This window comes from Colwellia sp. MB02u-14, assembly GCF_014076915.1.
Lineage (GTDB): Bacteria > Pseudomonadota > Gammaproteobacteria > Enterobacterales > Alteromonadaceae > Colwellia_A.
In genome coordinates this window covers 189336-209720 of the sequence record NZ_JACGUX010000079.1, presented here as the reverse complement: position 1 = coordinate 209720, position 20385 = coordinate 189336, and the positions used below count along the sequence as shown (strand labels likewise).

Annotated in this window: 16 protein-coding genes; all 16 read right to left on the bottom strand. The window is 38.0% G+C overall.

Translation table 11 applies throughout. The annotated features are described in order from the left end of the window. Positions 1–89: 89 nt before the first annotated feature. The 16 genes from H4J52_RS11270 to H4J52_RS11195 all read right to left on the bottom strand — a co-directional run bounded on the left by H4J52_RS11270 (position 90) and on the right by H4J52_RS11195 (position 20384). The gene (locus H4J52_RS11270) at positions 90–791 is read right to left on the bottom strand and encodes a VC0807 family protein (protein ID WP_182224726.1); all 702 of its coding nucleotides are present in this window, start codon (positions 789–791) and stop codon (positions 90–92) included. Between the two features lie 168 nt (positions 792–959). Next, a complete protein-coding gene (locus H4J52_RS11265) occupies positions 960–3677 on the bottom strand; it encodes a nitrate reductase (RefSeq protein WP_182224725.1) in 2718 nt (905 codons plus the stop codon). 71 nt (positions 3678–3748) lie between these two features. Next, positions 3749–4114, bottom strand: a complete 366-nt coding sequence (gene nirD, locus H4J52_RS11260) for a nitrite reductase small subunit NirD (protein ID WP_182224723.1) — start codon at positions 4112–4114, stop codon at positions 3749–3751. Positions 4115–4124: 10 nt separating this feature from the next. After that, positions 4125–6716: a nitrite reductase large subunit NirB gene (gene nirB, locus H4J52_RS11255; RefSeq protein ID WP_182224721.1), complete on the bottom strand. Its 2592-nt coding sequence runs from the start codon at positions 6714–6716 to the stop codon at positions 4125–4127. Between the two features lie 95 nt (positions 6717–6811). Next, on the bottom strand, positions 6812–8008 hold the full coding sequence (locus H4J52_RS11250; RefSeq protein ID WP_182224719.1) for an alginate export family protein: 1197 nt from the start codon (positions 8006–8008) through the stop codon (positions 6812–6814). A 73-nt stretch (positions 8009–8081) separates the two neighbouring features. After that, positions 8082–8924 (bottom strand): ABC transporter ATP-binding protein, encoded by an 843-nt coding sequence (locus H4J52_RS11245; RefSeq protein ID WP_182177037.1) that lies wholly within the window; start codon positions 8922–8924, stop codon positions 8082–8084. Positions 8925–8947: 23 nt separating this feature from the next. Then, positions 8948–9904 carry an ABC transporter permease gene (locus H4J52_RS11240; RefSeq protein WP_259366616.1) on the bottom strand — a complete coding sequence of 319 codons (957 nt, stop codon included), beginning with the start codon at positions 9902–9904 and terminating at the stop codon, positions 8948–8950. 85 nt (positions 9905–9989) lie between these two features. After that, positions 9990–11387, bottom strand: coding sequence for a CmpA/NrtA family ABC transporter substrate-binding protein (locus H4J52_RS11235; protein ID WP_182177035.1), 1398 nt, complete (start codon positions 11385–11387; stop codon positions 9990–9992). Positions 11388–11729: 342 nt separating this feature from the next. Further along, positions 11730–12815 carry a CmpA/NrtA family ABC transporter substrate-binding protein gene (locus H4J52_RS11230; RefSeq protein WP_182177034.1) on the bottom strand — a complete coding sequence of 362 codons (1086 nt, stop codon included), beginning with the start codon at positions 12813–12815 and terminating at the stop codon, positions 11730–11732. 29 nt (positions 12816–12844) lie between these two features. Further along, positions 12845–13480, bottom strand: a complete 636-nt coding sequence (locus H4J52_RS11225; RefSeq protein ID WP_310649651.1) for an ANTAR domain-containing protein — start codon at positions 13478–13480, stop codon at positions 12845–12847. A 322-nt stretch (positions 13481–13802) separates the two neighbouring features. Beyond that, a complete protein-coding gene (locus H4J52_RS11220) occupies positions 13803–14015 on the bottom strand; it encodes a hypothetical protein (RefSeq protein ID WP_182177033.1) in 213 nt (70 codons plus the stop codon). 1171 nt (positions 14016–15186) lie between these two features. Then, positions 15187–16125 (bottom strand): PEP-CTERM sorting domain-containing protein, encoded by a 939-nt coding sequence (locus tag H4J52_RS11215; protein ID WP_182177032.1) that lies wholly within the window; start codon positions 16123–16125, stop codon positions 15187–15189. A gap of 592 nt (positions 16126–16717) precedes the next feature. Continuing rightward, complete coding sequence (gene speB / locus H4J52_RS11210; protein ID WP_182224717.1) at positions 16718–17644, bottom strand: agmatinase; 927 nt, start codon at positions 17642–17644, stop codon at positions 16718–16720. A 12-nt stretch (positions 17645–17656) separates the two neighbouring features. Next, a complete protein-coding gene (gene speA / locus H4J52_RS11205; protein WP_182224715.1) occupies positions 17657–19567 on the bottom strand; it encodes a biosynthetic arginine decarboxylase in 1911 nt (636 codons plus the stop codon). 283 nt (positions 19568–19850) lie between these two features. Beyond that, positions 19851–20192 carry a YdbL family protein gene (locus H4J52_RS11200; protein ID WP_182177029.1) on the bottom strand — a complete coding sequence of 114 codons (342 nt, stop codon included), beginning with the start codon at positions 20190–20192 and terminating at the stop codon, positions 19851–19853. 9 nt (positions 20193–20201) lie between these two features. Next, positions 20202–20384 carry a YnbE family lipoprotein gene (locus H4J52_RS11195; RefSeq protein WP_182177028.1) on the bottom strand — a complete coding sequence of 61 codons (183 nt, stop codon included), beginning with the start codon at positions 20382–20384 and terminating at the stop codon, positions 20202–20204. Position 20385: the final 1 nt, after the last annotated feature.

Here is a 20385-nt window from a genome sequence, read left to right as displayed (position 1 = left end):
GGTGTAAATATTAAATTTTGATATTTACACCCTTATATCTAGGCTCAAGACCTAATGCATGAGGTTTATTTTAAAGGTTGCTTTCACTGCTAGTTTTCACCGTTTAATATTTGATCCAACGTTAAACCGGTTAACTTCATCGAGCTTCTTACCACATAAAACATAATCGCTATCAGCATGACCATCGAAGGTATCGCAATAACGGGATAACTTAGTAGTGTCATTTCACCGAGCTGCTCATTAAACTCTGTTGTACCAGCAGGGCTAACGACAATCCATTTCGCTAACAGGTAATTCATGGCAGCCGAAAAAACAAAGGTTGAAGATAATAGGTGATTTGCCCACTGAATTCTTGCTTTAAACGCTTGGGTTTTATTTTTATTTTCAAGTGTTTGGTAGATCAAATCTAAATTAAATAAAAGTGGGTTTAACATCACTTTGGCGATGAGGGGTTTACCCCAGAAACCAGATATTAAGACAACTAAACCAATAACGGCTGGAATTGCGGCTTCTTTAATGGCTAACCATTCTACATCTAATTCAAATAAACCAATACTGCCCGTTAACAACGTACTCAAAAATCCCAGTAAGGCAATAAAGTTCATCGATTTATTTCTAATAAAATCGGATAGCCCATAACCCAATGGAAATAATAGCGCCACGATTAAAGCGGGTACAGTACCTAAATATTCATCCCCCGATAATTTCATTAAAATAAGTGACGGAATAGCAATGTTAAAAATAATTTCTAAAAAAGCATTAGGACGTTTAGCAGTTGTTTGAGTTGACATTATATTTCATATTTAGGCGAAACTGACACGAGCCAGTTTGTTTAAGTCTGCTAACATTTTATCTAATAATAGATAAAATGTCATGCTATACCCGATAGACTTCACCTTTAAGGCTGAAACTGCACTTTGACGTGTTCTGGGTATATAATTGTAAAAAGAAAGTGACAATTAGTTATCACTTTCACTTAACGTCACTATTTCTCTAAAGGAGGTCTTTATTATTTTGACTTTATTGATTTTATACTCATGAACTAAAGCGCTTAATTCTGATTTACACGAACCGCAATTTGTTCCACATTTTAAGTTTTTGCCTAATTTTTCAACCGAATCACAGCCTGTTTTAATGGCATTAATAATGGCTTTCTCACCTATGTTGTAGCAACTACAAATTTTTTTACCTTTAGCGAATATCTCACTTGAAGACCCTGACAATAATGATTGAATATCGTGTTCAGGCAATTTTTTTGCACTGAAAACATGTTCAAGCCATGCGCTTTCGGTGTTTGGTGGCCTTGATGAGATATAACATAAGAAAACTAACTGCCCCTCTTGCATGCAGATAATATAACTTGTGTCTCCTTGGGTAAATTGTATCCACTCACCCAATATTTGACTGGTTGCTTGGCACCAGTGTAAGCATTGTGTTTCAAGCTGAGTGTTCGCAAAGTGAAAACTCATGCCATAAGGCGTTCGAGCTTTGCTCCAAAACTCATTACTTACTTGTGTTTGAACAATAAATTCTTCGCCAATATGAAGCTGCCCAAATTGCGTAAAGGTTGTTTTGCTTAACGAAATTGCGCCATGTTTAGTTTCAGCTTGACCCGAAATAGGGTCGGTAATACTCGCATACAAATTGCTAACATTGGCACTAGAAGCAAATTGTTTATTCCAATGAATGGGCATAAAACATTCATTGGCTCTTTGATTTTTATCTAACTTTGCATGAACGGTTGCTTGCCCGGTGCTGGAAGTAACATTGACTATTTCATCATTAACGATATTTAAGCGCGCAGCATCGTTAGGGTTAATATAGAGGTAACATTTATCGGTATGTGCGGTAAGTTGCGGCGCTTTACCCGTGCGAGACATAGTATGCCATTGATCTCTTAAGCGGCCGCTGTTTAATATAAAGGGAAATTTTGCTGAGATTTCTTGTGCTGGCTGGCGTGGTGTAATAGGAAAAAACAGTGCTTTACCTGAAGGAGTAGAAAATTTCCCGTCTTCATAAACACGCTTTTTACCTTCAGGGTAGGTGTCGTTAACTGGCCATTGTACTGGTTTTAAGCGGTCATACTGTGCAGGAGAAATAGTGGAGAAGGCGGATATATCAAAAACACGCTCGCCATTATTTTCAAAACCTGATAATTGAGCGAATTCTCGAAATACCTCACTAGCATGCGCATAATCAAAACCTGAAAAACCCATAGCTGTGGCAACTTCTGCAATAATTTGCCAGTCGTGCTTTGCTTGTCCGTTAGCTGCTATAGCATTTATTTGCCGTGAAATACGACGCTCTGAATTGGTAACTGTACCGTTTTTTTCTAGCCAAGGTGTCGCGGGTAATTTAACATCAGCAAGGTCTAAAGTGTCATTGTTTTCAACACAATCAGAAACAACAACAAACTCGCACTGACTTAATGCTCGGGCTATTTTTTGTCGATCTGGCAAGCTCACCATTGGGTTTGTAGCCATTATCCAAACCGCTTTCACTTTGCCTTTATCTATAGCATCAAAGAGATCTACCGCTTTGTAGCCACTTTTATCAGCCATGGTTGGCGATTGCCAAAAGCGTTGCACAGTTGATCTGTGTTCAGGGTTTTCGATGTCCATGTGTGAGGCTAATTGATTAGATAAACCGCCGACTTCTCTGCCCCCCATCGCGTTGGGTTGTCCGGTAATAGAAAAAGGTCCACAACCGTCTTTGCCAATTTTTCCTGTCGCTAAGTGACAATTAATAATACTCTGACATTTATCAACACCAGAATTCGATTGATTGATGCCCATTGAATAAAAGCTGAGTACTTTTTCTGTGCTTGTAAATAATTGATAAACACTTTCGAGGGTTTTTTGATCAAGTTCGCAATAGGCTGATACTTCCGCAATAGACCATTTTTTTGCGGCTAATAATGCTCGTTCAAAGCCTTCTGTATGTTGCTCAATATAGTTGCGATCTAGGCCATTATTCTCTGCTAGATAATTTAACAGACCATTAAAGAATGCCGCATCACTGCCGGGCTTTAATGGTAAAAAATAATCAGAAATTTGACAGGTTGCGGTTTTACGCGGGTCAATAACCACCACTTTCATTTTTGGATTACGCTTTTTAGCACGTTCAATGCGCTGAAATAATACTGGATGTGTCCAAGCAGCGTTAGAGCCAGTAATTAATAATAGCTCAGTTGTGTCTAAATCGTCATAGCTACAGGGCACAACATCTTCACCAAAACTACGTTTATAAGCGGCAACCGCTGAAGACATACAAAGACGAGAATTAGTATCAATGTTGCCAGAGCCGATATAGCCCTTCATTAATTTATTAGCAAGGTAGTAATCTTCGGTCAACAATTGCCCTGAAACATAAAAAGCGACTGAGTCTGGACCATGAGCGTCGATAATTTGCGAAAATTTATCAGCAACATGTTTTGTGGCGGTTGACCAATTAACCACTTGGTTATTTATCTGTGGTTTAAGTAGGCGGTTGGTTAAATCCGTGGTTGCTAATAAATTGGTGCCTTTAACACACAGTTGCCCAAAATTGGCGGGGTGCTCTTTTGTACCCACTAATGCCTTGGCTTTGCCATCTTCAACGGTAATATCAATACCACAACCTACACCACAGTATGCACAAGTAGATTGAACAATATGTGATGATTGAGAACAACTCATAAAATTTACCTTTAAAACAGAATATATATCGTCGAATAGCCTATTTTTACTCAGGCGGTTATTTATTTTATTTAGACAAAAAGTTGCACGTAGTCATCAATAATTCGCACTGGGAAAACTTCAATGTATTTATCTTCTTGTAAGCATTTTCCGGTCGTTAAACAAAAATGTTGTTTATATAAAGGCGAGGAAACGACAATGTCGTCTCCGACACTACCGACGATACCCCGATACAGTACATTAGCCTGACCAATGGGATCATAATTGCCAACGGCGTACACTTGTTTTTCGGTATTAGGTAAATGAAAAATAGCGACCTGTTTCTCTTCAAATTCTTGCTCTATTAAGGCGCAAATTCCTGAATCTTTAATTAAATCACTGGTTTGACATATCGTTAACCAATGCTTATTTTTTGCTGAGATAGTTTGCTCTGACATGATGATTTCCTTAAGCGTCTTCAGCAATTTTGCCGGCGTTAGTTATTTTTACTGTTTGCGAACGTTGTGCTATTTTTTCATCCGTAGTTGCTGGGCGAATTTGATCGCGTTCTTGCACAAAAATAATATTGCTGTCAGGTTTTGACGAGTTTACAAAAGGCTTAAAGCGCTTTAAGGCCTCAGGGTCACTTAAGGTGGTTTTCCATTCACATTGATAAGTACCAATAATTGTGGCCATTTGTGCTTGCAGGTAATCGGTAAGTTTAAGGCTGTCTTCAATGATAACTGATTGTAAGTAGGCTAAGCCGCCTTCCATATTGTCCATCCACACGGAAGTTCTTTGTAAGCGGTCACCGGTGCGCACATAAAACATTAAAATACAGTCAATATAGTTAACTAAGGTTTCATCATCGATGTCGATGGCAAAGAGGTCGCCATGACGAGGTTTCATACCACCATTACCACAAACATATAAGTTCCAGCCTTTTTCTGTGGCGATAATACCAATATCTTTACTTTGTGCTTCGGCGCACTCGCGGGTACACCCAGAAACACCAAACTTGATTTTATGTGGCGCTCTTAAACCTTTGTAGCGATTTTCTAAAGCAATAGCCATGGCAACAGAGTCTTGTACACCAAAGCGACACCAAATAGAGCCAACACAAGATTTAACGGTGCGCAGTGATTTGCCATAGGCATGACCTGTTTCAAAACCTGCATCAATAAGTTCTTGCCAAATAGGTGGGAGTTCTTCAACACGTGCGCCAAAGAGGTCGACACGTTGGCCCCCAGTTATTTTGGTGTAGAGCTTATATTTTTTTGCCACCTGTCCTAAAGCAATTAACTTGTCTGGGGTTATTTCACCGCCAGCAACGCGTGGCACAACCGAATAAGTACCATCTTTTTGCATGTTGCCAAGATAGGTGTCATTGGTGTCCTGTAGCGATAAATGCGGTTTTTTCAGAATATAGTCATTCCACACCGAAGCTAATATAGACGCGGTAAGTGGTTTACAGACCTCACAGCCATGACCTTTGCCATGCGAAGCTAAAAGCTCATTAAAGGTTTTAATTTTTTCAACGTTAACAATGTCAAAAATTTCTCGGCGTGAATAAGCGAAATGTTCACAAATATCTTTTTTAACCTCAACACCACGACTGGAAAATTCTTTGTCCGCAACATTTTTTAATAAAGCGGTACAACCGCCACACCCCGTACTCGCTTTCGTGCACGTTTTCACATCCCCAAGTGTGCATGCACCTTGGTCGATTGAGCTAATAATGTCGCCCTTAGTCACGTTATGACATGAACAAATGATGGCGTTATCGGGCAGTGCATCTACACCTAACGTGGGCTTTTCACCAGATGAAGGCAAGATCAGCGCTTCTGGTGAGGCAGGTAAATCTATTGCATTAAGCATGTACTGCAGTAAAGAATCATATTCACTGGTATCGCCAATTAACACCGCGCCAAGCATTTTTGTTTTGTCGCTAGAGACGACAATTTTCTTATAAACGCCTTCTGGTTGGTTTTCATAGGTATAGGTTAACGCGCCAGTGGTTTTTGCATGGGCATCGCCAATTGAACCCACTTCCACGCCCATCAGTTTTAGTTTTGTACTCATGTCTGCACCAGTAAAAGATGCTTGCTCACCCATAATATGTTTTGCAGCCACTTTAGCCATGTTGTAACCAGGTGCCACTAAACCAAAAATAAAGTTATTCCATAGCGCACACTCACCAATGGCATAGATGTTTTCATCTGAAGTTTGGCATTGGTTATTAATAACAATACCGCCACGTTCGCCCATCTCTAGTCCAAAAGACTTAGCTAAATTGTCATAAGGGCGGATACCTGCTGAGAATAAAATAAGGTCAGTTTCAAGTACGGTGTCATCACTAAAACACAGTTTGTAACGACATTCATCGCCATCTTCAATAATACGGGTGGCCTTTGATGTGTGCACTTGCACACCTAAAGCTTCAATTTTTTCTTTTAATAATCGACCACCACCGGCATCAATTTGAACGCCCATTAATTGTGGTGCAAATTCGACTACATGGGTTTTTAAGCCTAAGGCAGTTAAGGCATTTGCTGCTTCAAGACCCAATAAACCTCCCCCGATAACAACGCCGACTTTACTAACCTTGGCACTGGCTTGAATATCGTCTAAGTCATCAATAGTGCGATAAACTAAGCAGTGGTCACGGTCTTTTCCAGGAATAGGCGGAACAAAAGGGTAAGAGCCTGTGGCGAGAATAAGTTTGTCATATTCGACGACTTCATCATTTTTGGTAACAATCTGTTTATTTGCTCTATCAATATAAATAACTTTGGCATCAGTCTGGAATTTTACCCCCCACTCTTGATAGGTTTTTTCGTCAGTCATCGCTAAGTCTGCAGCTGTTTTTCCACTAAAATATTCTGAAAGGTGAACACGGTCATAAGCAAGACGAGATTCTGCTGATAAAACCGTGATTTCAATGGCTGGGTTAGCCGTACGCAATTGAGCCAATTGCTCAACAAAATGGTGACCTACCATGCCGTTACCGACAACAACCACTTTTTGTTTTTCTACTAATTGCTGATTATTTGAGCTCATTTTTATACCTGCTTCAATATTGATAGGGGGGTTACAACTTTTGGTAACACTTAATAAAACGACTAAAAATTACCGTTATGGTGTGTGCTGGTCAGTTAAAAATTTGCACTGATCCACAGCCATACTTTATCGGTGTCGACTTTACCCGCAGACGAATCACCTGCAGAGTAAGCCGCATACTTCAAGCCAGCCTTATAATGTTTAGAAAAACGCTTAGCGTAAATAGCATTGATTTCACTACCTAAATCGTCAACCGTGTCTGTTGCTTCGTCAGCAGAAAAGTCATGCAGGGCTACTGTCCAGCTACCACTAAATGCTTTACCTGAAACTGAGGCATACAAATCTACTAAGCCTTCTTTTGGTGTACCTAAGAATTGATCTGACCAACCGTTAAACTTATGTAGTGTCGCTAGCGGTGTGGAAAATCCATACCTTGCCTTGTCACTACCCAGTATTTCTGCGCCTAATTTAATGGTTATTGCATCAAAGCTGTAGCCACCTTCAATCGCTATATAGCTTGTAGAATAATCAGTGCCAGCAGTCTCAGAATCTTGCGTGGCAAATTCAGCAAAATATGAAAAGTTATCTTTTTTTCCTTTAAAGCTGATACCAAAAGTGTCTAAACCGTTTGATGTACCTTCATCAACTTCTAGTAAGTAGCTATAGGCAGTTAGTTGTCCAAAGTTTGTGTTGTAGGCAAGATTAAGTAGATGATCTTTTGAGTGAAGATCTTTTACATCGGCAAAAATTCGGTTACGTTTGTTTAGGTAGCTATAGCTTATTTTTAGGTTGTTTAAGGCGGCATAATTTAGGGTAACAGCATCAAATGTTTGTCTGTCTTGACGCCAGCCAACATGACCGACATAGCGATGGTTATCTAGAGTGATAACTTGGCGACCAATTTTAGCGGTAAGTTTATCGCGTTTGTATTGTACAAAAGCTTGATCTAATTCCGTGGTTTCTGGATCGGCAATAACAGAATATTGCGTATTGTTGCTAACTGTATCGTTATAATCGTCAACACCTGCTATTTGGCGAGAGTCTTCAAATTCAACGATACCTGAAAAACCACTGTAGCTAGCCGTGGTATAATTTAACCGGCTACGTAATGTTAATACGGAGGCATCTTTAGCGGTATTGTCTTGATCAACTGTTTCGTAACGTAAGTTGAAATCGACGCTGGCTTTAGCGTTGCTTTTAATCTCATTCTCGCTATTTGCACTCACTGAAATACTTGAACTTGTTAGTAAAATCAATGCTGTAAGTGTTGAAAGTTTACGTACTCGTTGCATGGTTTATTCCTTAAATGTCTTTTTAAAATTGGTTTAAAGCTATTTTAATTATTGGTTAAGTACTTAATCGGTATTAAGCAACATCCGATGTTTTTTGTTTACTTTCAGTCGCTTCCACTTTCGGAATAACTTCCACTTTTCGTTGTTTTTCATATAGAAAAGTAAGAACAGCTGAGCGAAGACGGTTATATTCAACATCTTCTGCTAGGGCTAAACGATTTCTTGGGTGGGGTAAGTTAACGTCTAAAATCTCACCGATCGTTGCAGCGGGTCCGTTGGTCATCATGACGATACGGTCAGATAATAAAACGGCTTCATCTACGTCATGGGTGATCATAATTACGGTATTATTGAGTTTTTGTTGAATTTCCATTAATGAGTCTTGCATATGGGCACGTGTTAACGCGTCGAGCGCACCAAAAGGTTCATCCATTAACAGTATTTCGGGTTTCATCGCTAGCGCTCTGGCAATACCAATACGTTGTTTCATACCACCTGATATTTCATCAGGGCGTTTATCTCTCGCATGATCCATATGCACTAAACGTAAGTTGTGCTCAATCCATTCTTTCATCTCAGTCTTTGACATCTTATTTTTAAAGACCTGCTTTACCGCTAACTCAATATTTTGATATGCCGTTAACCAAGGTAATAATGAATGGTTTTGAAAAACGACCGCACGTTCAGGTCCGGGCTCCGTCACCTCTTTATTATTAAGGATCACACCGCCCATTGTTGCTTTATGAATACAAGCAACAATATTTAACACCGTGGATTTACCACAACCTGAATGGCCAATCAGTGAAATGAATTCACCCTTTTTAATTTGTAAATCAACGCCCTTCAAAGCAGTGAAGTCGCCTTTAGGAGTAGGGAATACCATGTCTACTTTGCTGATATCTAAAATAATGCTCATCTTTTTTCCTTCGTGTTTATTCGCTAGCGTTGCGCGCTTGATTTATCCCAAGACAACGCTCTTTGTAGTTGCAACATGGCAAGATCAAGCAAGTAGCCAATAAGTCCAATAACGAAAACAGCGGTCATAATTCGACTGAGTGATTGCGAGCTACCGTTTTGAAATTCATCCCAAACGAATTTTCCTAACCCAGGGTTTTGTGCCAACATTTCTGCAGCAATCAATACCATCCAAGCAATACCCAGTGACATTCTCATACCCGTAAAAATGGCAGGAATGGACGCCGGTAAAACAATTTTTTGTATATGGACGAGTTTAGGGAGACTTAATACTTGACTAACATTTACCCAGTCTTGATTCATTGAAACCACACCAAAAGAGGTGTTAATAACCATCGGCCAAATGCTGCATAAGGTGACGGTGATTAAAGAGGTGATAAATGATTTAGCAAACATAGGCTCAGGAGAAACATAAACCGCACTCACCACCATGGTTACTAATGGCAACCACGCCAAAGGAGATACAGGTTTGAAAATCTGTATTATGGGGTTAATGGCAGTGTTTAAATTTTTACTTAAACCAATGGCAATACCCAAAGGAATAGCAATAACAGCAGCCAATAAAAAACCACTAAGGACCGTCACGACACTGGTGACTATTTGGTCTAAGAAGGTTTCTTTACCGGTATAGGCACGCACTTTAGCTTGGTAACTGGGATCTTTTGCCTGACGCATTTCATTTCGCTGGTCTTGACGAATATAAAAAGCGTCTTCTTTATTGCGTTCAGCATTGTGCTCATCAATTAAATTAACCACTTGAGTGGCCACGGCACTTGGCCCAGGAAACTTACCAAGAGAAGTATCAATGCTACTTGCGGTGAACGACCAGAGCAGCATAAAACAGCAGATACCGACCAAGGGTAAGATCAACGCTTGTGTTTTTTCTGCAATAAAAGACATGATCATTTTGTTTCTATTCATTGGGGCAATACCTACTATTTTTTTACTCATTAAAGCGGTCATCTTTTTCTCCTGAAATGCTACACAAGCAACACATTCGAGCTCACTAGAGTTTGTCACCGGTTTTTAAACCAATTTTAAACTTGTTGATATAGGCGTTCGGCTGAGTACCGTCATAAACAATATTGTCAATAAAGTGTTTTTGAGGAGCACGGAAACCATCTTCACCAACGAGGTCTGAAAAGTCGTTTTTAGATAATATCTTGTCATCAACTAATGATTGCGCTGCCGCCATGTAAATATCAGGACGATAAACTTTTGCGGCAATATCTTTGTACCAACTATCAGGCATGTCATCGCTAATTTGTCCCCAACGACGCATTTGCGTTAAATACCAAATAGCATCTGAGTAGTAAGGATAAGTGGCGTTATAGCGAAAGAATACGTTGAAATCAGGTACTGAACGCACATCGCCTTTTTCGTACTCGAAGGTCCCTGTCATGCTGTTTGCGATAACATCGTAGTCAGCACCGACATAGTTCGATTGAGATAAAATTTTCACCGCTTCAGGGCGGTTAGCATTGTTGTTTTCGTCTAACCATTTTGCTGCGCGAATGAGAGCACGTGTTAAGCGAATGGTGGTATTTGGGTATTTCTCAGCAAAGGCTTTAGTGATGCCAAATACTTTTTCTGGGTTGTTCTTCCATATTTCATAATCGGTAACAACGGGTACACCAATACCTTTAAATACAGCTTGTTGGTTCCAAGGTTCACCTACACAATATCCATAGATAGTACCGGCCTCCATTGTGGCTGGCATTTGTGGAGGAGGCGTTACTGACAACAAAACTTGTGCGTTAATTTTTCCTGAAGTATCACCTTTATGCGGAGCATAAAAGCCCGGATGAATATCACCAGCCGCTAACCAATAACGTAATTCATAGTTATGAGTCGATACTGGAAACACCATTCCCATATTGAAAGGTTTACCTTCATCAAGATATTTCTCTACAACAGGCTTTAAAGCATCTGCTTTAATCGGATGAACAGGTCTTCCATCAGCTTGCTTAGGAATATTTACCTTCATTTGTTTCCAAATTTCATTAGAAACAGTAATGGCATTACCATTTAAGTCCATGGAAAAAGGAGTGATAATCTCAGCCTTAGTGCCGTAACCAATGGTTGCTGCAATGGGTTGGCCAGCAAGCATATGTGCACCGTCTAATCGACCATCTATAACGCCATCAAGCAATACTTTCCAGTTCGCTTGGGACTCAATCGTGACATATAGCCCTTCATCTTCAAAAAAACCTTTTTCATAAGCGATAGCGATAGGCGCCATATCGGTTAATTTAATAAAGCCAAATTTTAGTTCTTCTTTTTCTGGATAACCTAACTCTGTCGCTTGTAAAGACGCGGTAAGTAATGAGCCGGATAGACATAGCCCAGTAAGGACAGTAAGGCATAATTTCTTATATTCATTCTTTAAAGTTGCTTGAAACATACTTTTCTCCAAATAAAAAAGCCCACAGCACATCAGAGGAAATCCGAGTACTGTGGGCTTCAATGCCAAACTAATAATGACTACGTCGTTGCAGTGCGATTAGTTTTAACGAAATAAATTTTTAGTCAGTTTTCACTTATGTTCAATTTTATTGGTTGAATCAACATGAAAACACTACAAGTAATACAGCACATTTAGTGCCAATAATTTATATTTATTCTTATCAATAGCTTAGTGTTTTTTGTTGGTTTTTTAGTTAAACGTTTTACCTACTTTGGCGCAAGATAGGGAAGCATTTGCACTATTTTGGTGTTTATATTGGTTTTTCAGTTGTGGTCAATATTAGGGCTTGTTCGGTTTAAGGGTATTAATAACCGCTTGATAAATATCTTCTCTGTAGATTGAAGCAATGTTTAAACCTGCTCTTTGTTGCGTGTTTATATGGCCACACGCTTGCATTAGTTCGGCAATGTTCTCACCATAATGATGAGCTGGCGTGTTGAACTTAGGATCGTCTAACGAAGAAAATTGTTGATAAGTGGGCATTTTACGTGGCGCGGAATTATTAATCGTTAGGCAACTGCCCAGTAACGAGGGCGCGATTACGTCGATATGGGTATCTAAATATTTTGCGCGGCTCAATAATCGAGCTGCTTCAAAACGATTAGGGATATTCTCAAGCCACTGACATGCTTCATATAAAGCTGACACCAAAGCTAATGTTGTTTGCGGGTGTTGTTTTTGCCAATCAGACATTAATCCCAGGACTTTTTCAGGACAGTCTTGCCATAAATCAGAGGAAGTAACACCGGTAATACCCACTCCTTCTCTTACGGCTTTGGCATTCCAAGGGCTACCCACACAGAAGCCATCGAGATCACCTGAGTGCATAGCAGGCACCATGTCTGAAGGAGGAACAATTAATAAATTAATGTCTGTGAGTTTAATCTCACTTTCTTTAAGCCATTCAATCAGTTGATAATAGTGACAGCTATAAGGAAAAACGACTGCAAAAGTTAATTTATCGCCTGATTTTTTACGCTGCTCTATTTCAGGGCGAAGAATTTTTGCTGTAAATGGCATGCTGATTTCATTACTGTGATGTTGTGATAATATTTTTTGATAGAGGTTAGTCGATAATGTTATGCCATTACCGTTGCGACTTAATATTATTGGTGAGATCACCGTTGATTTTTTTCCGTATAAACCTAAATTACTGGCAATGGGCATAGGCGCTAACATTTGTGCAGCATCAATGACCCCAGTATGTAGTTTGTCTTTTAACGTTGACCAAGAGTTTTGTTTGGTTAAGTTAACGTTAAGCCCCCATTTTTGAAAAAAATCCATTTCATAAGCGATGACTACCGGAGCACTATCGGTTAATGGCATGAAACCGAGCGTTATATTTTTCTTTTCAATAGTAAACATAATTTTTATTCTCTAAATTTTTAAACGCGCTAAAAAATGCTGGCGACAGATAGAATATTCTTAGCAACGTCGTCCATTTTTTGACTGTTGTCCATCGCTATTTTTCGAATGAAATGATAAGCATCTATTTCAGATAGTTGCTTGGTTTCCATTAGCCAACGCTTAGCTTTATCAATGTTTTTTTGACTAGATAGTTTTTGTTTGGTGTCAGCAAGCTCTCGTTTGAGCCCCTGAAAAACCTCAAATCTTGCTATCGCTACATCAATAATAGATTTCACCCTTGTTTGGTTAACTTCCCCAACAACATAGGCACTGACACCTGATTTAACCATCTGATTAATGGTGGTGTGAGTGTTTTGTTGTTCTGAAAAAACTATTATAGGTTTAGGAGCGAATTGAGAAATTTGATTCAGGTTTTCAAGCATATCCCTATTAGGTGATTCAATATCTATAATGATGACATCAGGGTTTAGTTGTTCAACATCTCTAAGCAAAGGTACGCCAGAATGAGCAATGTGATAAATGTCGTATTCTGCATTAGAGAGAATGCTCATTAATGCTTTTGCTTTTATAGGGTTATTTTCTGCAAGTAATACTTTTAATTTGGCAGTTATATCTTGATTTTTATTACTTATTTTTGATGAAGATAATATTTTTTTTCTCACTTTATTCAAATCTAAGGAAATAAGAGGATATATTTAAAAGAATAACGCAGTATTCATGCCAGTAAGTTAAGTTGTTTAATATCAGAGGTTTGACTTTATTTTAAGATCTTTCATACAACTTTTGTCAGTTTATGATGCACAGATGCACCAAAGTAACATGTAGTTGAGTCAATCTATCAGTCTGCGGCCATACCTAGTAATTTTTAGTGTAGCTATAAGCTTTATTTCAGCAAAAAAAAAGCCTTAACATTTCTGTTAAGGCTTTTTATCGAAAGGGTGGGACAACTGTCTAAATTTTTACTTTGATATTCCTGGAAAAACTTCACTCTTCAATTTCATAGTCATCGTCATCAAAAACATTACGTAATTTTTTACGCGCTTTTTTACTTGCTTGTTTATAATGACCCGCCACATTTGCTCTGTCTCTGGAATGTTTTAAATGAGCAAATTGGCTTTGGTGGGATAAGTCAAACTCAGCTAATTCGTTATTCAATGCGTTGTCATTACTCGATGGTGAAACAGAGTAAGTATTCATGATGTTCTCTTTAATGGTTAATAAATACTATTTTTATGATACTCGCCATTTTTATTAAAAATTGACAGTAAAATATTTTTGTCATTTCGATTAAAAAATTTTGTTAACACATCGCAAGTGGGTTAATGAGAGGCAAGTAGATAAATTCCTATTTTGCTTTTATCAAATACAGCCTTCATTTAGTGTCATCAAATATATTTCTGTCATAATTACTGATGATATCTCGGGCGTTGATGAAGATGAACAAAAAAATACTAATCTCGCTAACTTTTATAAATGGCTTCCCCATCAAAGTACAAACTAAAAGTTTTACCTTGATGACTAACGGTATTGTTAAGGTTTAATTTAGGTTTAATTTAGGTTTGATTTAGGTGTTAGATAGGTGAATGGATAATGACATCAGTTGTGCCACCTGATTGCATCAGAACGGCTAGTCATTATCATCTAATACTGTCACCTAATAACACTTACTACGGCCACTGAATAACATTAGGTTTGCCATTAATATATATGTTCACTTTGTGCGCAATGGATAAGTAAGGTTTTAGATTTGTAAACGTTTGTCGAGGTCACCTGCACAACCTTTAGTTGTCATAAGCAGGCCCGCAGCTAACTTAATATATTTCGGCTTAGCGGACGTTACAAAAATCAGTGTTGAGGCTCATTTCATGTGCAAAAAAGCAGAATACATATATATAAGTGAGAACAATATTTATGGTTGCTGCAAGCTCATTATGCTGTTAGTAATATCTTTAATGAAAAAAATATTTAGTCTTAAAGTGCTGGATATAAATTATAGAAAAAATTTATCAGACAAATTGAGCATGGTTCCACAAGGTAATTTATTAGCCATTATAACGTTAACGGTATTTCAATTGAATATACAGAGATTTAGCCTTTAAATATAACGACTAAAAACATTCGTGGATTGTATGGTTTTTTCACCATTAAACAAAGAAAGTCTAACAGTTGATGGACACATAAATTAATTTTTAACTATGAGTTGAATTATGAAAAGCGCACTTAAGAATATTAATAACGTAGAATCGTATTGTTAGGAAATCTGTTTTTAACACTATTTCATGTTGTAGACTAACTCTATTTGTATCGTATAAAAAAAAGCATCACCGTTACCTAAAAGGTGATGCTTTTAATAAGATAATAATGACTATTATTTTTTGAATCGACGTACGCCAAGTCCAATAATACCAAAAGCGAATATAGCTAAAGTAGTTGGTTCAGAGACTATGGTGGGTGTACCTAAAGGATCTCTAGCCCAAACGGTTAAATGAGATAGACCTGCACTAAAGTCACCCGGCTTTATATTTATAGCACCCGATAAAGAATATGCAGTTTCAAAATCAAATAATCCTGGGGCTTCATTATTGAATATTTCATAAAAGTTAAAGTCATATATCGCCCAACCTTTATCATCTTGATTTCCTTTTCCTTTTCCACTACCAGCTTTAGCTACAAAAGCCAAGTGGTCAAATGTGGCCCTATCAATAACTTCCCTTACTGTTTCAGCAATATCTATATCTGTAGTTAGTGTCCAATTAATAGCAGAGCACTCACCACCACTATTATCGCAACTAAAAGTAAGCTTTAATACATCTGATATATTAAGTGTTTTTGTTTGATCAAAACTAGTAACATTACTATAAGTAATTTCGTTATCATCTACATCAAATTTAGCTAAATTTATCCAACCAGGGTCAGTCGCAGCACCTAGGCCATCAATATTTAATGGTTCACCATCATAACCCCCAGCTAGACCACCAACCATACCATCAATAAATTCATATCCTGTTAAAATTGAATCTTCACCATTTAGAAGACCGTCTCCGAATTCACCAATGTTGTTAGCTGTTTGATCGCTATCGTTACCAGCAAAAATTCCAATACACTCAGAAGCATTATATGGAGTATTCTGTAATAAATTATTACCTACTTGACCTCCACTATTATTGTCAATATCTAAATCTGATAGATGTATTGAAGTTAAAGTAGCATTAGATACATCACAGTCACCCGTGACGATTAAATCGGCGTAAGTGAGTTGTGAAATGCAAGCTAGCGATAAAATAATCAGTTTAATTTTATTAAACATTTGTAATTCCTTTTGAAAATATAACCCATCGCATGCATTTTTCGCACCAACAACCCAATAAGCTGATTAAGTTAGGTTTTTCGAATACAAATGTTTTATCATTTAATGAAGTGTAAAAATAACAGACACTTCAGCAACAGTTCTTAGGTAATTATATTGGTTAACTAACACAGTCCTGATTATATTATGATAGCTATATTAAACGAATGACTATATTGGTGACTTTGTTTTTTTTAGGCTTAACGGGATATAGGTAAAAGTAACCATCAAAAATTGAAACTTTTTACCTATGGGGAGCCTCAGCTATAGCGAACCTTTAATATAATATTGTTGTTCAGCCATGTCCGCTGCAGATCAACATGTACAAATATTTTTAGTATGAATTCTCAAATGCTAACGTCTTCAAAGTGGCAAAAGTGAGCATTAGTAGTGTTCAATTTATCCAAAGACGACAGCTTTAATAAGGCCAAAATATTCTGGCATAATTAAATGTAATTGGTTGGCTTAGGTAAATGTAATCAAGTGGCACTGCTGCTAGAGGTTTTCCAAGTGAATGCGTAAGTTACAAAGCAACAATAACTTACACATTTTGTTAGACGATTTTATGTTTAGCTGTCCAAAGATGTGCTAATTCTAACGCTATTGTTGCCGCGGCTAATGCGGTAACTTCACTGTGATCATAAGAAGGAGCGACTTCAACGACGTCCATACCAATCAGGTTAATGCCCACTAAACCTCGCAATACCTTCAACACTTTATCTGTGGTTAAACCGCCACATACTGGCGTGCCTGTTCCTGGAGCAAAGGCGGGATCTAAGCAATCAATATCAAAGCTTAAGTAAACAGGCATATCGCCGACTCTTTCTTTAATCCTTTTTGTTATCTCATCGACACTCAGATCATTGGCTTGCATGGCATTAATGACAGAAAAACCATGGTCTTTTTCTTTGTAATTCGTGCGAATACCCACCTGAATAGATTTATCTTTATCAATAAGGTTTTCTTTTGGCGCATGATAAAACATAGTGCCGTGGTCATAACAACTACCATTACTATAAGTATCGGTATGAGCATCGAAATGTATCAGTGCCATCGTGCCAAATTTCTTTGCATAAGCGCGTAGTATCGGCAAGGTAACAAAGTGATCGCCACCTAACGATAAAACGGTTTTACCTGCGTCAAGTAATTGGCCTACAGCCGTTTCAACTTGCGTACAAAAGTGCGCTGAGTCCCCAGGAGAAAAAACCAAGTCACCCACATCAATTATTTTACAATGTTTTAATAGGCTAAAAGGCCAAGGAAATCGTCGACCTTCCCAAGCCAAATTAATCGACGCTTGCCTAATAGCCATAGGGCCCATTCGAGCGCCTGAACGACCAGTGGTTGCCATATCATACGGCAAGCCTAAAACAACAATATCAGCAGCCGACTCAATGGGATTTTGCACCAAAGGCTGACGTAAAAATGTCATTGCATTTGAGTAAATAGACTCATCAACTTGATTGAAAATATTTTTCATGTCGCTTATTCTCTACAAATCTTCAAGGTAGGTATAGCCTTTTAAGCCATCAACTAACTCTTTATAAACTTCTTCACCTTCACTTTTTGATAATCTAGCATCGATAAGCTCGGCATAAGTTTGTTGAAATAACTTTGCGTCTAAATGCACATAATTCAACATGTCTTCAACGGTGTCACCTTGATTAATTTCAGTGATTTCTGCTTCACCGTCGTCATTAACGAATACGACAGCACTATGAGTGTCACCAAATAAATTATGCATATCTCCCAAAATTTCTTGATAAGCACCGACTAAGAAAAACCCCAATAAATAAGGCTCATCTTCTGTCCATGCGGGTACGGGTAGTGTGCTTTCAATACCTTGTCCATCAACATAATGATCAATAGTGCCATCAGAATCACAAGTAATGTCTAATAACACGGCTCGTTTTTCATGTGATTTTTCTAAGTTACTTAATGGTAATACGGGAAAAACCTGATCGATCCCCCATGCATCTGGAAGTGACTGAAATAAAGAAAAGTTCACAAAAAATTTATCAGCAAGTTTTTCGGTTAAATCATCCATTATTGGACGATGAAAACGATTTTTACCATCCATTAATTTATTTAATTCGTAACAAATACGTAAGTTAATTTGTTCAGCCCAAGCGCGTTGAGTTAAATTTAATAATCCCATCGAAAACTGACTATGTACTTCAGCTAAATCACTTTGTGTGTCGTGATAAATTTCAATCAGGGCGCGATCATCATTACGGTCATTTAATTGCGCTAACGAAGGCCACATATTACTTAATAAAATAGATTCATCAGGTGTTGGTGCTGTTATGTTTTCTGGCTCATAAGACTCAGCACCAATAACATTGGAAATAAGTACCGCATGATGTGCGGTTAATGCTCTACCTGACTCCGAAATAATCATAGGCATAGGTTGATGATAACTCTTACAAATATCACCAATCGTATGGACAATATTATTAGCGTATTCGGCAACACTGTAGTTCATTGAGTTATGCGATTGGCTTCGTGTACCATCATAGTCAATGGCTAAACCACCACCGACATCCATGCATAAAATACCTGCACCGAGTTGGCGAAGCTCACAATAAAAGCGCGCGGCTTCACTAACGCCCAATCTAACATCTCTTATATTGGCTATTTGTGAGCCTAAGTGAAAGTGCACAAGTTTTAACGCGTCAAGCATGTTTTCTTCTTTGAGTACTTTAACAACGTTGAGTACTTGTGAGGCTGATAAACCAAACTTTGATTTCTCACCACCACTGGCTTGCCATTTACCTTTACCTTGAGAGGCTAAACGAACACGTATGCCCAATCGAGGTTCTACATTCAGTTTTTTTGCTTCCGTTAAAATCATCGCCAATTCAGACATTTTTTCTAAAACAATATGAACTTCGTGTCCTAACTTTTCGCCAATTAACGCTAAACGCACATACTCTCGGTCTTTATAGCCATTACAAACAATAACCGATGAAACCTTTTGAGCCATCGCCAAAACAGCCAATAATTCTGCTTTACTGCCAGCTTCAAGGCCTAGCTGCGTGAACTCTTTATTATTTTGGCTAGCCAAAATTTCATCAACCACTTCACGCTGTTGATTGACTTTAATTGGATAAACTAATAAATATTTTTCCTGATAATCATAGTCTGCTATCGCTTTATTAAAAGCTTCACACAAACTGTGAATGCGATGATGAATTATTTGTGGAAAACGCACGAGTGCAGGGAGTGTTAAGCCCTTATCTTCGATCATCTTAGCGATACTGATTAAATCTACTGTGTGTTCTTGATGATCAACTTTCGGTGCAACATATACGTTTCCTGCATCATTGATACCGAAATAGCCTTGACTCCAATGACGTACATTATAGTGTGCACGTGTGTGATCAAGATTATCTTTGTTCATTAACTTTCCTTTACGCTTTCTACTGAATAATAGAATGAGAATTCTTCTTGGGTAATTAAGGCGAATTAGAATTTAAGAGTCGATTAATGTCAAACAAAAAAAATAATCGCTTATGAAAATTATTATTGATGAGTGGCTGAAGGAGAAGTATTTAAAGGGGTTTTAACTGTTTACGTTACAAGGCTAAGGTGTTTTTTCAGCGTAAAAAAAACCTTAGTATTGCTATTAAGGTTTTGTCAGTTTATTGCTAAATAGAGAGGTGACCAGTGTTATGGGCACTGTGCTATTTTTTAACCCATTGGCCAGTACTATTTTGGATAAAATGCCCCGACTGAGTTTTAGCAAAAGCTTTCTTACCCGCTAAAGCCGTTACTTGCTCCATGGTAATTTTATTTTGACGCGCTAAATTCATATAAATACTCTTACGCTTTTCATTAACACTCATGACTAAGCTTTTAGCTTCTGCGTTATCAACAACGAGGCCTAAGTAACCATTAGACATTTCACCGACTAAGCCTTGCTCTTTTGCATCGTCAAGAGAAATAGCCCAAGCAGAAAAAGCCAGGGTAGAAATAAACAGAACACAGGTGAGCTTTTTTATAATTTTGTTCGTTAAATTTTTCATTATATCTCCTTAAAATATGTCGCTTTCAGCACTAAATATATCATCTAGTTCTTTATCTACTTTCACTTTTATTTCATGATCAATTTTTAAATTTAAATTAATTGTGATCGGCTCTTTTGCGCTAACTTCTATCTTATGGGTGCAGGCACTCATGATAAAAACAGTGAATACTACAGTGAGTATTTTACTCATA

What these genes read in the sequence shown, in the direction of transcription:
- H4J52_RS11270 (WP_182224726.1), bottom strand. Translation starts at nt 791, where the DNA reads ATGTCAACTCAAACAACTGCTAAACGTCCTAATGCTTTTTTAGAAATT.
- H4J52_RS11265 (WP_182224725.1), bottom strand. Translation starts at nt 3,677, where the DNA reads ATGAGTTGTTCTCAATCATCACATATTGTTCAATCTACTTGTGCATAC.
- nirD (WP_182224723.1), bottom strand. Translation starts at nt 4,114, where the DNA reads ATGTCAGAGCAAACTATCTCAGCAAAAAATAAGCATTGGTTAACGATA.
- nirB (WP_182224721.1), bottom strand. Translation starts at nt 6,716, where the DNA reads ATGAGCTCAAATAATCAGCAATTAGTAGAAAAACAAAAAGTGGTTGTT.
- H4J52_RS11250 (WP_182224719.1), bottom strand. Translation starts at nt 8,008, where the DNA reads ATGCAACGAGTACGTAAACTTTCAACACTTACAGCATTGATTTTACTA.
- H4J52_RS11245 (WP_182177037.1), bottom strand. Translation starts at nt 8,924, where the DNA reads ATGAGCATTATTTTAGATATCAGCAAAGTAGACATGGTATTCCCTACT.
- H4J52_RS11240 (WP_259366616.1), bottom strand. Translation starts at nt 9,904, where the DNA reads ATGAATAGAAACAAAATGATCATGTCTTTTATTGCAGAAAAAACACAA.
- H4J52_RS11235 (WP_182177035.1), bottom strand. Translation starts at nt 11,387, where the DNA reads ATGTTTCAAGCAACTTTAAAGAATGAATATAAGAAATTATGCCTTACT.
- H4J52_RS11230 (WP_182177034.1), bottom strand. Translation starts at nt 12,815, where the DNA reads ATGTTTACTATTGAAAAGAAAAATATAACGCTCGGTTTCATGCCATTA.
- H4J52_RS11220 (WP_182177033.1), bottom strand. Translation starts at nt 14,015, where the DNA reads ATGAATACTTACTCTGTTTCACCATCGAGTAATGACAACGCATTGAAT.
- H4J52_RS11215 (WP_182177032.1), bottom strand. Translation starts at nt 16,125, where the DNA reads ATGTTTAATAAAATTAAACTGATTATTTTATCGCTAGCTTGCATTTCA.
- speB (WP_182224717.1), bottom strand. Translation starts at nt 17,644, where the DNA reads ATGAAAAATATTTTCAATCAAGTTGATGAGTCTATTTACTCAAATGCA.
- speA (WP_182224715.1), bottom strand. Translation starts at nt 19,567, where the DNA reads ATGAACAAAGATAATCTTGATCACACACGTGCACACTATAATGTACGT.
- H4J52_RS11200 (WP_182177029.1), bottom strand. Translation starts at nt 20,192, where the DNA reads ATGAAAAATTTAACGAACAAAATTATAAAAAAGCTCACCTGTGTTCTG.
- H4J52_RS11195 (WP_182177028.1), bottom strand. Translation starts at nt 20,384, where the DNA reads ATGAGTAAAATACTCACTGTAGTATTCACTGTTTTTATCATGAGTGCC.